Origin of the sequence: Sulfurospirillum multivorans DSM 12446 (assembly GCF_000568815.1) — a bacterium.
GTDB lineage: Bacteria > Campylobacterota > Campylobacteria > Campylobacterales > Sulfurospirillaceae > Sulfurospirillum > Sulfurospirillum multivorans.
This window is the reverse complement of sequence record NZ_CP007201.1, coordinates 3,141,654-3,154,793: the sequence shown is the minus strand read 5'-3', so window position 1 is coordinate 3,154,793 and position 13,140 is coordinate 3,141,654. Positions and strand designations below refer to the sequence as shown.

The 13,140-nt window shown below is 40.8% G+C and carries 11 protein-coding genes; all 11 read left to right on the top strand.

The annotated features are described in order from the left end of the window. Nucleotides 1-12: 12 nt before the first annotated feature. The 11 genes from SMUL_RS16340 to nrfD (SMUL_RS16290) all read left to right on the top strand — a co-directional run bounded on the left by SMUL_RS16340 (nucleotide 13) and on the right by nrfD (SMUL_RS16290) (nucleotide 13,115). Complete coding sequence (locus SMUL_RS16340; RefSeq protein ID WP_025346317.1) at nucleotides 13-714, top strand: methyltransferase domain-containing protein; 702 nt, start codon at nucleotides 13-15, stop codon at nucleotides 712-714. A 440-nt stretch (nucleotides 715-1,154) separates the two neighbouring features. Next, the gene (locus SMUL_RS16335) at nucleotides 1,155-3,494 is read left to right on the top strand and encodes a molybdopterin-dependent oxidoreductase (RefSeq protein WP_025346316.1); all 2,340 of its coding nucleotides are present in this window, start codon (nucleotides 1,155-1,157) and stop codon (nucleotides 3,492-3,494) included. A gap of 2 nt (nucleotides 3,495-3,496) precedes the next feature. Further along, the gene (locus tag SMUL_RS16330; RefSeq protein WP_025346315.1) at nucleotides 3,497-4,060 is read left to right on the top strand and encodes a 4Fe-4S dicluster domain-containing protein; all 564 of its coding nucleotides are present in this window, start codon (nucleotides 3,497-3,499) and stop codon (nucleotides 4,058-4,060) included. A gap of 6 nt (nucleotides 4,061-4,066) precedes the next feature. Next, nucleotides 4,067-5,236, top strand: coding sequence for an NrfD/PsrC family molybdoenzyme membrane anchor subunit (gene nrfD / locus SMUL_RS16325; RefSeq protein ID WP_051492717.1), 1,170 nt, complete (start codon nucleotides 4,067-4,069; stop codon nucleotides 5,234-5,236). A 29-nt stretch (nucleotides 5,237-5,265) separates the two neighbouring features. Further along, nucleotides 5,266-6,480, top strand: a complete 1,215-nt coding sequence (locus tag SMUL_RS16320; RefSeq protein ID WP_025346313.1) for a rhodanese-like domain-containing protein — start codon at nucleotides 5,266-5,268, stop codon at nucleotides 6,478-6,480. A gap of 68 nt (nucleotides 6,481-6,548) precedes the next feature. Beyond that, nucleotides 6,549-6,869, top strand: a complete 321-nt coding sequence (locus tag SMUL_RS16315; RefSeq protein WP_025346312.1) for a hypothetical protein — start codon at nucleotides 6,549-6,551, stop codon at nucleotides 6,867-6,869. A gap of 42 nt (nucleotides 6,870-6,911) precedes the next feature. Next, nucleotides 6,912-7,823 carry a LysR family transcriptional regulator gene (locus tag SMUL_RS16310; protein WP_025346311.1) on the top strand — a complete coding sequence of 304 codons (912 nt, stop codon included), beginning with the start codon at nucleotides 6,912-6,914 and terminating at the stop codon, nucleotides 7,821-7,823. A gap of 156 nt (nucleotides 7,824-7,979) precedes the next feature. After that, on the top strand, nucleotides 7,980-8,414 hold the full coding sequence (locus tag SMUL_RS16305; RefSeq protein WP_025346310.1) for a hypothetical protein: 435 nt from the start codon (nucleotides 7,980-7,982) through the stop codon (nucleotides 8,412-8,414). A gap of 356 nt (nucleotides 8,415-8,770) precedes the next feature. Next, the gene (locus tag SMUL_RS16300) at nucleotides 8,771-11,194 is read left to right on the top strand and encodes a molybdopterin-containing oxidoreductase family protein (RefSeq protein WP_025346309.1); all 2,424 of its coding nucleotides are present in this window, start codon (nucleotides 8,771-8,773) and stop codon (nucleotides 11,192-11,194) included. Nucleotides 11,195-11,196: 2 nt separating this feature from the next. Further along, nucleotides 11,197-11,862: a 4Fe-4S dicluster domain-containing protein gene (locus SMUL_RS16295; protein WP_025346308.1), complete on the top strand. Its 666-nt coding sequence runs from the start codon at nucleotides 11,197-11,199 to the stop codon at nucleotides 11,860-11,862. After that, a complete protein-coding gene (gene nrfD / locus SMUL_RS16290) occupies nucleotides 11,850-13,115 on the top strand; it encodes an NrfD/PsrC family molybdoenzyme membrane anchor subunit (RefSeq protein WP_025346307.1) in 1,266 nt (421 codons plus the stop codon). Before SMUL_RS16295 ends, nrfD (SMUL_RS16290) begins: the two co-directional genes overlap by 13 nt. Nucleotides 13,116-13,140 lie beyond the last annotated feature (25 nt).

Sequence of the window (13,140 nt, the reverse complement as noted above, 5' to 3'; positions counted from 1 at the left end):
ATCCCAACCGCAATGATCGCACAACATACCAAAGAATTTTCCAAAAATGCCCATTGTTATGATGACCATACCGCGTTGCAACAAGAGATCGCGCGTTATTTGATTGCGCAGATTACTTCAAAGCCTCAAACCATTTTAGATTTGGGGTGTGGCAGTGGGGCTATTTTTAAAAATATTCCTTGGGAGATAACGCATTTTACAGGTGTGGATAGTGCGCAAGGCATGTGTGACCTGCATCCTACAGGTAAAGAGGTTGAGATTTTCTGTGAAGACTTTGAATCGTCTGCACTTTTCTCTCGCCTCAACCCACCGTTTGATCTTTTGATCTCCTCGTCTGCATTGCAATGGGCAAGCGATATTGAGGCGTTAATCGCCAAAATGAGTCTTACATGTAAAGAGGGCGCGTTTGCTATTTTTACCGATAAAACCTTTGAAAGTATCTACCATGTAAGCGGGCTTCCCTCGTTCTTACCTAACGCCAAAGCATTGATACATCTGTTTGAAAACTTCTTTACATGTAAACATGAAATCAAAACCTATCGCCTCTTTTTTGATGACAATCTCTCCGCCTTTCGTTACATCAAAAAAAGTGGTGTGAGTGGCGGAAAAAGACGTTTGAATGTAGCACAAACCAAGGCGCTCATTCAAAATTACCCGCACGCCTACCTTGAGTTTGAGGTTCTTTTCATTTGGGGCACTCCCTCAAAAGCTTAATTATATAAATTAGTTATTATAGTTATAATTGTAAAAAATATTTAACTATTATTCTGACGTAATTATAATTCGTTTTACTAATTATAATTATTAGTAAAATTAACAAAAACCCCGATAAAATAGATATTTAGTTAAATAAACTTAAACAAAATAGACTACTTATTTGCCTGTTTTTTCATAAAAAGTGAAAAAATAATTTACTAAATGTCAATTAAAATTAACTTTTTACCCTCTTTTGAGAAAAAAATTTTATTTTTTTTCAATCTTTATCTTTCGACAAATAGGGCATTTGCACCTCATATCCTATTCTTAGGGCAATCTGTCTTCGAAAATGTAAGTTATTTATAAGATTTAACCTTTACAATGGAGTTATAAAGACGTACTTTTTGACACCGTTTGAAAGTACGAAACTTAAAGGCAAAAGAGAACAAGGAGACGCGATGAAAGTAGAGATCTCACGAAGGAGATTTCTTCAAGGGAGTGTGGCGATGTCTATCGCAGGTGGAGTGAGCATCAGTTCCTCTTCCATGATGGCAAGCGCTGCAACCCCCGCCAAAAAAGTTGGCAATGAAGATAAAAAGATAGCAACGCTGTGTGAAATGTGTGTCAATAAATGTGCTGCCATTGCGCATGTTCGCAATGGTGTCGTTGAAAAACTCGATCCAAACCCACTGTTCCCCAAATCGCGCAATATGCTTTGCGCACGTGGAAATTCGGGCATTCAAGCTCTGTACGATCCTGATCGACTCAAATACCCGTTGATTCGCGATGGTGAAAAAGGAAGTGGTAAGTTTAAGCGCGTCAGTTGGGACGAAGCCTATGCTTACATCAATGAAAAACTCACCAAAATCTTGGATGAAGAGCAAGATAACCGCTCCACAGTCGCCTTTTGTGCCGGCGAAGGTATGGCTGAACACACCTTTAAAAGCTTCTTTACGATGTTTGGCTCTTCGCATTTTCTCAACCACGCAAGTCTCTGTTTAGCCACAACGGTTTCTGGGTATTCACTGACCATTGGAGGGTATGGCATTGCCGATTTGGACAACGCCAAGTATGTCATTATGGCAGGAGCCAATCGTGCGGAAGCGATTGTAACACCTGACACGATGGACATGTTTAAACGCACCAACGGAAGAGGGGCTAAACTCATTACGGTTGATCCTCGTTTTACCAACACTGCTGCAAAAAGTGATAAATGGCTTGCCATCAATGTGGGAACCGACTTAGCCTTTGTCTTGGCACTCACCTATGTTGTCATCAAAGAAGAGCGTTACAACAAGGCGTTTGTGGAAAATTATTTCAATGGCTTTGAAGAGTATAAAAACCACATTTTAAACAATAACTACACGCCTGAATGGGCGGAGAAAATCACAGGTATTAAAGCCAAAGATATTTATGAGGTAGCGCGCGATTTTATGGCGCATGCACCACAATCCATTTACTATCAAGGTCGCCGTACCACATGGTCTAAAAATGACTTCCAACTTCGTCGCGCTCAAGCGATCTTTTCAGCCCTTGGTGGCGGTGTCGATGTCAAAGGGGGTATCTGTTTTGGTAAAACCTTGCCACTTATGGAGCACGATGTCGTTGCCCCAATGTACGCCCAAGCCAAACCACGCATTGAAAAAGATGAAGCAGCCGTTGTGGGCGGTTCTGGTTCATGGGTTGCGTTTCGCAATATGGTTTTGGAAAATCGAAGTCCTTACCCGATTCGAGCACTTTTTAACTACAAACATAACCCAATGCAAAATATGCCCAACAATGCTAAAACAGCAGAGTTTCTGAAAAAACTAGACCTTGTCGTCACGATCGATACGATGCCAAGCGATACGGTGATACTCAGTGATGTTATCTTACCTGAGTGTACTTATTTAGAGCGCACCGATCCTGTCGTTTCGTACGGTGGCATTGAGCCTTCCATCGCGCAACGCAACAAAGCGATTGATCCGATGTTTGAGAGTAAACCTGTGATGGAAATCATGCGAGGGCTGAGTGCAAAGCTTACCAAACCGCTGTTTGAAATTACGAAAAAATACGACGAAGATGTGCAATCAGCGATTGAAGATGATGATGAAGAGACCGTCTACGCAGAGTTTGATCTGACAAAACCGTTTGCGCACGATCAAGCAGAGCTCAATGTCAATGCCGTTGCCAAGTACGAAGGTGCTGCTGATATACTTAAAGAAAAAGGCGTTTTCTATCCCAATATGAATGAGTATTTCAAAAAAGTGGGTGTGAATGACTATGAGTATTATCCTGAGCATAAACGCGCCTACTCGGTACGCAACATGAAATTCAATACCCCATCAGGCAAAATTGAGTGTTCTGTTCCTGCTCTTGCTAAAAAAGGAATCGATGCGATGCCTGTTTGGAAAAGTGAATACGAGATGGCAATTCCCGCAGGAAAATTTCGCTTTATCACCGGTCGTCATGCACAATTTACCCAATCAGGCACCTCCAATAACCGCCTGCTTCTCAATCTTGTGCCTCAAAACTACGCGTGGATCAATAAACGCGTCGCTGAAAAACTGGGCATTAAATTTGGCGATAAACTTGAAGTTGCGAGTAAAGTCGGTAAAACAACTATTAAAGCGTATCCGACAGAGAAAATTGGACCCGATACCCTCTTTTTTGTACACGGCTTTGGTGTGTACTCAAAAGCGCTGAGTCTTGGGTACAACAATGGCGGTAATGACGCGGCTATTATAGAAGATGGCATTGAACCGATGCACGGATCAACCTGTCTTCACGACACCATCGTAGAAATTAGAAAGGTTTAATCATGGCACGTTATGGAATGGCACTCAACTACAAAAATTGTATTAATTGTAGAGCATGTGAAAGTGCATGTAAAGAAGAGAATGGCGTTTTACTTTTACCCGATCATTACCGTATTTGGGTCGGCTTTAAAGAGGCGGAGGGTGAGTTCCCGAACATCTCTATCGCTTCACAAACCTATCATCCGAGTCAATGCCAACATTGTGAAAATGCACCGTGTCAGCAAGTCTGTCCTACTAATGCAACCTATTATGGCGAAGGTGGTATGGTGATGGTGGATCCGACGAAATGTATTTTGTGTACCTATTGTATCAACGCATGTCCGTATGATGCGCGTTATGTGGATAATCGAACCAACACGGTTGATAAATGTACCTTCTGTTCCGACACCCGTTTAGCTGCAGGCGAAACAACCACCGCCTGTCAAGCAACCTGCCCAACAAAAGTTCGGGTATTTGGTGATTTGGACGATCCAAACAGCGAGATTTCTGTATTGCTTGCTAACAAAGAGTACCGTCAAGTGAAAGAGCACTTGGGTACGAAACCAAAATTATTTTATATCTTGTAGGAGTTTATGATGCAAACACTCTCTTTGAAAAAACTCTTTAATTTTGAAAAAACACCCCTAAATGTGGTGATGGCAGTGACAACCGTAGCGCTTCTTGCCGCTTTTATGGCAGGTGCGGTTGCCTATATCTTACACGGACATCATGTTTACAATGTCACGAGACAACATCCGTGGGGATTACTGATCGCGATGTACGTTTTCTTTGTAGTCTCTAGCACAGGTTTGTGTATTATCTCCTCTATCGGACACGTTTTTGGTATTCCTGAGTTTCAACAAATCGGTAAACGAGCGATCGCAGGTGCTATTATCACGATCAGTTCAGGTTTCGCAGTTATTGGTCTAGAAATCGGTCACCCGATGACGATGCTGATTTACAACGTCCTAACCCCAGGTTTGACTTCGGCTATTTGGTGGATGGGCACACTTTATGGACTTTATCTGACCTTTATCTGTTTAGAGTTTTTCTTTTTAGCGATTAAGGTGAATCACACCTTTTCTAAAATCTTTGGTATTTGTGGACTTTTAGTGGGTCTTGCCGCACACTCTAATCTTGGCGCTGTTTTTGGCTTTTTGGTTTCACGTCCTTCTGCCAACGGTGTTTTTTACCCTGTCTATTTTATTCTCTCAGCGATGATCACAGGGTGTTATTTGATCTTTTTAATGTATGGGTTTCGTTATAAAATGAATTTTCCTGAAAAAGTAAGCGTGATGCTTGTGAAACTTTCAAAAATTTTAGGCATGCTTTTAGCCGTATTGATCTTTTTTGAAGCATGGAAAATTTTAACCGCATTGTATGGTGATATGCCTGAACGTGCTGCAACTATTTTTCATGCGATTAAACACCCCAATTTCTGGTTTGGTGAGTTGATTTTAGGTATGTTGATACCGTTTACCGTTATTTTAGTGAGCAATGCAAAGGCGATTAAAGCCACCGTTTATGCCTCTATAACAGGTATGGTGGGCATCTTTTTTATGCGCTATGATTTGGTGCATGACACATTGCTCTATCCTATGACAACGCTCAAACGAGCCGAATACCAAGTCGCTCCCACCTTTGTGGAATATTTTCCCTCAGCGGCAGAGTTTGCCATAGGGTTTGGCGGTATTGGTTTAGCGCTGTTTTTATATTATGTTGCCGATAAGGTATTTAATTTGGATGAAACCACTCAGCATTAATGTATTAAACCCGAAAAAGGAGAGAGAGAATGAGACTAAGAGTAATAGCGAGTAGCCTGATCGTAGCAGGATTGCTACTAGGAGGATGTACGAATCAACCCGAGACAACAGGCGCAACACCGAGTGCAAAAGTGTTGAATGAACCCACGTTACATGTAAAAGGTTTGATGGAGAAATTTAAACTTGAAAATGTAGATTACGCTTACGTAAAAACAGCGATTGGTAATGGAACCAGAAGTGGCGCTAAAGCCCTCTTGATTGACGCACGTCCTAACCCAAAATACTTAGGAGGAACGATTCCTTCCAGTTTGAATATTCCTGATACCCAAATTGATAAATACATAGGACAACTGGATAAAGTCGCAAAAGATAAAGAGATTATCGTCTTCTGTGGTGGATGGGATTGTGAAAAAAGTCCAATCGTTGCAGGTCACCTAAAAAGTAAAGGCTTTACCAACGTAAAACTTTACCAAGCAGGTGAACCAGAATGGGCCAGTAAAAATTACCTTGAAGTAGGAACACCCGTCGTTGAGAGTGCCTTTAAGAAAAATAGTGCCCTCTTGATTGATGCAAGACCTTACGCTAAAACAATGGCAGAGAGTATCCCAGGAGCTCTTTACATGAATGATGAAGAGATGCCAGCCCTAATGGGACGTTTTCCTACCGATAAAAAAACACCGATCATTACCTTCTGTGCAGGCTATGAATGCCATAAATCCCATGTGGTTGCGAATAAACTCCTAGAGCTTGGATACACAAAAGTGAGTGTCTACGCAGGTGGACTCCCCGCATGGAAAGAAGCAAAACTGCAAACTACCGCAGGCGCTAAAAAAGTAGAAGTCGCTACAGCTCCTAAAAAAGATACCTTCGTAGAAGGAATTAAACTAGGAGAAGATGAAGGAACGGTAGACGGTGAATGGTATAAAGCACTGATCATCAGTGATAAGATACCCGCAAATGTGGCTGTTATCGATGTACGAAGTGCAGCAGAATATGCGAATGGACATATAAACGGGGCTATCAATATTGAAGCAGGGAAACTAAAAGCAACAGAATTGGCAGCAAAATTACCCAAAGGTAAAATGGTGATTATCAATTGTGCGACAGGAGGAAGAGCTATGGAAGCCTTCTTGAAACTCAAAGATGCCAAAGTTGATGTGAGTAAGATCTTCTACTTTGATGCGAATATCAAATGTGATACGAGCAGTAAATGTGAGATTAAGGTCAATGAACCTTTAGGTTAATAGCTTTACATGTAAAGCTGCGATCAGAGATGAAACACTCTGATCGCTTACACTAAAAGAAGTAAAACATGGTAAAATTTACAAATGTATTTCTAGGCGCTTGTGTTGCGTTTGGTTGGTTTGCACCACCTAGTTTTGCGGATGCAACAATGGGTGCAGATATTTTTAAAAAAGAGATGCTCACGGTCTGTGGTTTTAGTGGAAATGTGATGGCTAAAAAGCATACGCAAAAAGAGTGGCAACACTTTTATGAAGCAGGAACATTCAAAGCTGAGATGCTTCTTTTGTGCCCTGATGCAAAGCCATTAACCGATGCTTCCCTAAAACATCTGTACGATTTTCTCTATCATTTTGCGAACGATAGTGGCAATACGGCTTTATGTTATTGATGGATACGAGATAGATTTAGAACTGTTTAAATAGGGATGTGAATGTTTAAAGATTTTGCGAAGATAGAGACGTTTTTAACCGTTGTGCGAGAAAAAAGTTTTTCAAAAGCTTCCAGAAAGCTTGGAATTAGCCAACCTGCCGTTACCCAACAGATCAAATTCCTTGAAGATTATTTAAACATTCCCATCGTGGATCGCAAAAAAAGTGGCATTAGCCTTACCAAAGAGGGCGAAGAACTTTTTCAAGTGTTGCTCAGCCTTGAAAAGCAAATCTTGATCACGGAAAAAGAGGTACTGCGTCTGGTTAATAAAGAGATGCTCTTTATTTTGGGTGCTTCTCCTGTGATTGGAAATTATATTTTGCCTGAGTTTCTCAACGATATTCAAGAGGTGATCTCCAACCAAGTGATGGTCAAAGTCAACAGCTCCGTTGAACTAACTGAGCTTGTGGTGAACCGAAAAGTTGATCTAGCGCTCATCGAATCTCCTACCTTTCATCCCAATATTTTCTACCGTGAATGGATGGAAGATGAGCTGGTCGTTGTCAGCAGATCGCCGCTTCCTAGCACTTTAAAAAAGGAAGAGCTCTTTGGGTTGCAGTGGATTTGCCGCGAAGAGGAGTCTAATACGCGTAAAATCATTTATGAGACATTTCACAAAATAGATGTGGATTGTAAAAATTTTACGATTAAAAATATCGCTAACAGCGCAATAACCATCAAACAAACGCTTCTAAAAGCCGACATCAACGAGGCTCCAACGGTTTCCATTCTTTCCAAATATATGGTCGAAGATGATGTAAAGGCCGGAAGATTACATGTCGCCACGATCAAAGGTATCCATTTGATGCGAAAATTTTATATTTGCTACCTTAAAGACCGCATTCAAGATGCACTAATTACGAGCGCACTTGATTTTATCACCCGAAAACAAGATATTAAACCCTCAATTTAACATTACCCAAGGAGCATTGCAAACGCTCCTTGGACTCCAAACCTCTTCGTACGTCTCTTTTTGAACCACAAAGCTTTACATGTAACGATTTAACATAAAATAAAGTAAATATTTTTATAATTATAGTATATAATAGTTAAAAATAAAGGAGATAAAATGAAAAAAGTTATATTTAGTTTACCATTGCTAGCTTCATTATTGATAAGCGCTAATCCCCAGAGTCGGGCCGATTGTACGGAAGTGTTTCAAAATGAGATTACTAAAATTCTTTATGCCAACCCCGATGATAAAAATAACTCCATCGAAGCGCTGACGCAAAAAATCAATACGCTTTTAGAAGAGGAGTGCGATCTGAATGCTTCGATCCAAAAGGCTGCAGCCCAAGAGAAGAGTGCATCTTCAAATCCCAAAGAAGAAAAAGTGCTTATTTTGGATACGACTAAAAATAGCCAAGACTGTATTGAGTCGTTTCAAAATGAAATACGAGAGCTTCTGTATGAAAACGAACAGCAAAAAGGTAAAGAGAAGCGTGTGCGAGTTGTCATTAAAGGTGATGGTGCGAACTGTACTAAAGAACCAGGTGAAAAATAGATACTTCACCATCAGAGGCTAACGTCTTTAGCCTCTTTCTGCAACCTTTCCTCTCTTAACGGTATCTTAGAATATTTAAAAATAGGTATAAAAATTTCACAAATGTCATTATTTTTTTACTAAAATCAAAAAAACAACATTTTTTTTTACTAAGTTAAATAAAATTATAAAATTCTTTTATTTTTTTTATAAGCGATTGCATCGGAGTTTCGTCTTTGTATTAATTTGTTTAACTTATAAATATGATTTAGTTTAATAATAATATAAAGAAACTCTTCTTACAATGTATCCATGAAATGGTTATTTCAGTAGGTTTTCTGAAACCTAATGTTTAAAAATTGAAGTGGAGAAAACGAATGAAAGTAGAGATCTCACGAAGGAGATTTCTTCAAGGCAGTGTCGCCTTGAGTATTGCAAGTGGAACGGCGTTTAGTTCGTCAACCATTCTAGCAAGCTCAAAAGAGAAACCTCAAGTGGCACTGATGAAGGAAGTTCCAACTATCTGTGAAATGTGTGTTAATAAATGTGCGGCTATCGCGCATGTACGTAATGGCATTGTGACAAAATTAGATCCCAATCCTTATTTCCCCAAATCTCGCAATATGCTCTGTGCTAGAGGAGCGGCAGGCATTCATGCCCTGTATGATCCTGATCGACTCAAATACCCTTTAATTCGAACAGGAGAGAGAGGGGAAGGCAAATACAGACGTGCGACATGGGAAGAGGCGAATGAGTATATTAAAGACAAATTGGTCAAAATTTTAGAAGAAGAGAAAGACAACCGTTCCTGTATTGGTTACTGTGCAGGTGAAGGGTTGGCAGAGCACACTTTTAAAACTTTTATGTCCGATAAATTTGGATCGTCCAATTTCCTTAATCACTCAACCATCTGTCTGCAAACCGCTGTTTCAGGCTATACGCTCACCATTGGTGGTTATGGGCAAGCGGATTTGGAAAATGCAAAGTACGTCATTATGGCAGGTGCCAATCGCGCCGAAGCGATTTTAACGCCTGACACGATGGATATGTTTAAACGCACCCGTGGACGCGGTATGAAACTGGTTGTGGTCGATCCACGCTTTACCAATACCGCAATGCACGCTGATACCTATGTTCAAATTCGCCCAGGAACCGACTTGGCATTTGTATTGGCACTGACCTATGTTGCGATCATTGACCAAGTTTACAACCGAAGTTATGTTGCCAAAAACTTTGTTGATTTTGATAAATACAAAAAACATATCATTGAGAGTGAATATACCCCAGAATGGGCAGAAAAAATTACAGGTGTTCCTGCTGCAACGATATGTAAAATTGCGCATGATTTTATGGCAAATGCGCCTCAAGCGGTTTATTACCAAGGAAGACGAACGACATGGTCTAAAAATGATTTTCAACTGCGTCGCGCCATGGCACTTTTTACAGCGCTTGGCGGTGGCATCGATGTCAAAGGTGGCATTGTCTTTGGTAAAAAACTTCCGTTGGGTGAACACACAACCACCGCTCCAATGTACGCCAACGCCAAACCTAGAATCGATAAAAATTTAGCTGCAGTTGTCGGCGCAACAGGTACATGGGTAGGTTGGCGCAATATGGTCGAAGAGGGAAAGTCACCCTATCCGATTCGTGGGATGTTTGTCTACAAACAAAACCCAATGCTCTCCGTTCCCAACTCTGCTAAAACACGCACGATGTTTGAAAAAATGGATTTGGTCGTTGTCATCGACACGATGCCAAGCGATACTGCCATGTTAGCCGATGTCATTTTGCCTGAGTGTACTTACTTGGAGCGAGAAGATCCCGTGCAGTCTTTTGCGGGGATCGAGCCTTCCATCGCGATACGTGAAAAAGTGATTGAGCCTATGTATGAGAGTAAACCGGTGAATGAAATTATGCGAGGCTTAGCCCAAAAACTTTCAAAACCGTTGTGGGAAATTACCAAAAAGTATGATGAAGATGTGCAAGAAGAGCTTGAAGATACTGATGAAAATGAGTTTTATGAAGAAAATGGTTTTGATTTAGCAGAGCCTTTTATGCACGATCAAGAAGAGACGAACAAACATATGTTTGTTGAAAAATACGGTGAAGAGGCGTGGGGAGTTTTGCGAGCGAAGGGTGTTTTTTATCCCAATATGCTCACCTACTTTAAAAAGATTGATAACAATACGTACGAATACTACCCTAAAGATAAAAAGTTTTACTCTGTGCTGAAGTTGGAAGAGGAGTACGATCCTGTTGCCTTTTTACACGATATTTGTGTCAATCCTGTGGATATTGCTGATCTTAAACGCTCGTTTAATACCCCGAATAAAAAAGTTGAATGCTTTTTGGGCAGTATGGCTGCTAAAGGCGTTGATCCTATGCCTGTGTGGAGGGATGAAGAGTATGTCAACGTTCCCGTGGGGAAATTTAAATTTATTACAGGGCGCCATGCACAGTTCACCCAAAATGCAACGCAAAATAACATCATGCTCTTAGAGTTGATGCGTGAGAATTATTTGTGGATCAATGACAAAGAAGCCGAAGCGCTAAACATCCAGTTTGGAGATACGGTTGAAGTGACAAGTCGCGTAGGGCAGGTGCAAATTAAAGCCTATCCGACAGCCAAAATTGTGCCACAGAGCGTCTTTTACATTCACGGATTTGGTGCAAAATCAGAAGGACTAACGTTTGCGCATCGTAATGGTGCGAGTGATAATGAAATTATTGAAGATACGATTGAGCCAGTACATGGATGTGCCAATATGCATGAAACACTCGTATCGATTAGGAGGGTGTGAAGATGAATTATGCAATGGCATTAGATTATCAAAATTGTATCAACTGCAAAGCGTGTGAGGTTGCATGTAAAGAGGAAAACGGTGTTCAATTGGGTGCCGATAAGCAACGTATTTGGATCGGTGTGGTGGAGGGAACCATTTTTGGTAAACCCTTCGCCAATCTCTATCCGTCGCAATGTAACCACTGTATTGATGCGCCATGCGTGAGTGTTTGCCCGACCAATGCAAGCCATTTTGCGCAGGGTGGCATTGTCAAAGTGGATGCACAGAAGTGCATTTTATGCAAAGGCTGTATGGAAGCGTGTCCGTATGATGCACGGTTTGTGGATGACACAATGGTTGCTGTGGATAAATGCACGTTTTGCGACCATCGCTCATTGGTGGAAGGCGGTACTACCGCGTGTCAAGCGACATGTCCGACCAAAGTAAGAACCTTTGGTGATTTGGATGATGAGAATAGCGACATTGTGAAGCTTTTAAAAACAAAACGTTTTTTCTTTCAAAAAGAGTACACAGGAACACTTCCAAAACTTTTTTATATTTTACCCAATGATGAAACCTATGCCAAACAGAGTGTTTCGCATAATACGATTATTCACACATGGGACGAGATTAAACCCATGTATGACCAAGCTCGCAATCGAAGGAGTACAGAATGGAGAAAATAAGGTTTGCAGGTCTTGATATTAACAAGATCAGTATCGTTCAACTGTTGCTCAATAAAACGATGCTTTTAGGCTATGTTCTTTTAGTCTTTGCATGTATTGGCATTTATGAAATTTTTGATGTACGCTATTTTAGTGCAGCCGCTAATGCGCATGCTTCAGGGCTCAATCCAACCGATCCTGCCCTTAAAGAGGCGATGCGTTTAGCCGTTTTTGGAGATGTTGGCGAGGTCAATCGCAATATCCCTTGGACGCTTTTCATTGTGAATTACATGTACATGATTTATACCGGTAGCGGGGTGATCTTTTTGGTCGCATTGGCAGAGTTGATGAATTTTAATCTTATAGCTAAAGCAGCCGCAGGTTTTATGGTCATCGGAATTTCGATGGTGTTTGCAGGACTCTTTACGATTGCAACCGATCTTAATATGCTCAATATGGTTTGGATGGTACTCACCCCGAATCTTAATGCGGGCATGTGGTTGATGTTGCCACTTTATTGCACGTATATTCCTTTTGTTTTATTTGAAATCTATCTGGTTCTAACGCACAAACGAGAGTGGGCTAAACGTTTGGCATTGCCTATTTTAGTGCTGAGCATTGGGGTTGACTTGATTGAGTATTATATTCAAGCGAAACTTTTTTCCATGAATACGGCACGTCATCTTTGGACAGAATTTCCCTTCTTGACATTTTATTTTATTATCTCTGCTTTTGTCTCATCTTTGGGTATTATGGGAATCATCAGTTTCTTTGCTCATCGCAGTAAAGCAGAATATAAGGCCTTGATGGATCTTATTCGTAGAGCGATGCTATTTTTCGTCTCTCTTTTAGGTATTTATGAGATCTTTGGTTATATGACGGTCGATAAAGATTGGGCATTTTTGATTCTCTTTGGACCTTTTCGTTATCTCTATTTCACAGGGTACATCTTTTTGACATTGGCACTCCCCTTTTTATGTATTGTTAAGGCACGACAGCCTATATTTACATTAGTCGCTTCCATTTCCGTGGTTGTTGGTGGCTTTGTGGGAAGGTACCTTTTTGTCTATGGAGGCAATGCCAATCCCATGTCAAACCGTTTTGGCCTCGGGTATGAGAAATACGATTTTTACGCATTGTCTAAATCATTTAATTATGTCGCACCGCACTTAGGAGAGATTTTTATCGTCGTTGGCTCTGTGGGCGTGGTGATGGTTATTTATAAGCTTTTTGATACGCTTTTTTCTGTGAATGAATTAAGAGAACACCATTAAACCAATAACCCGAAAAAGGAGAGAG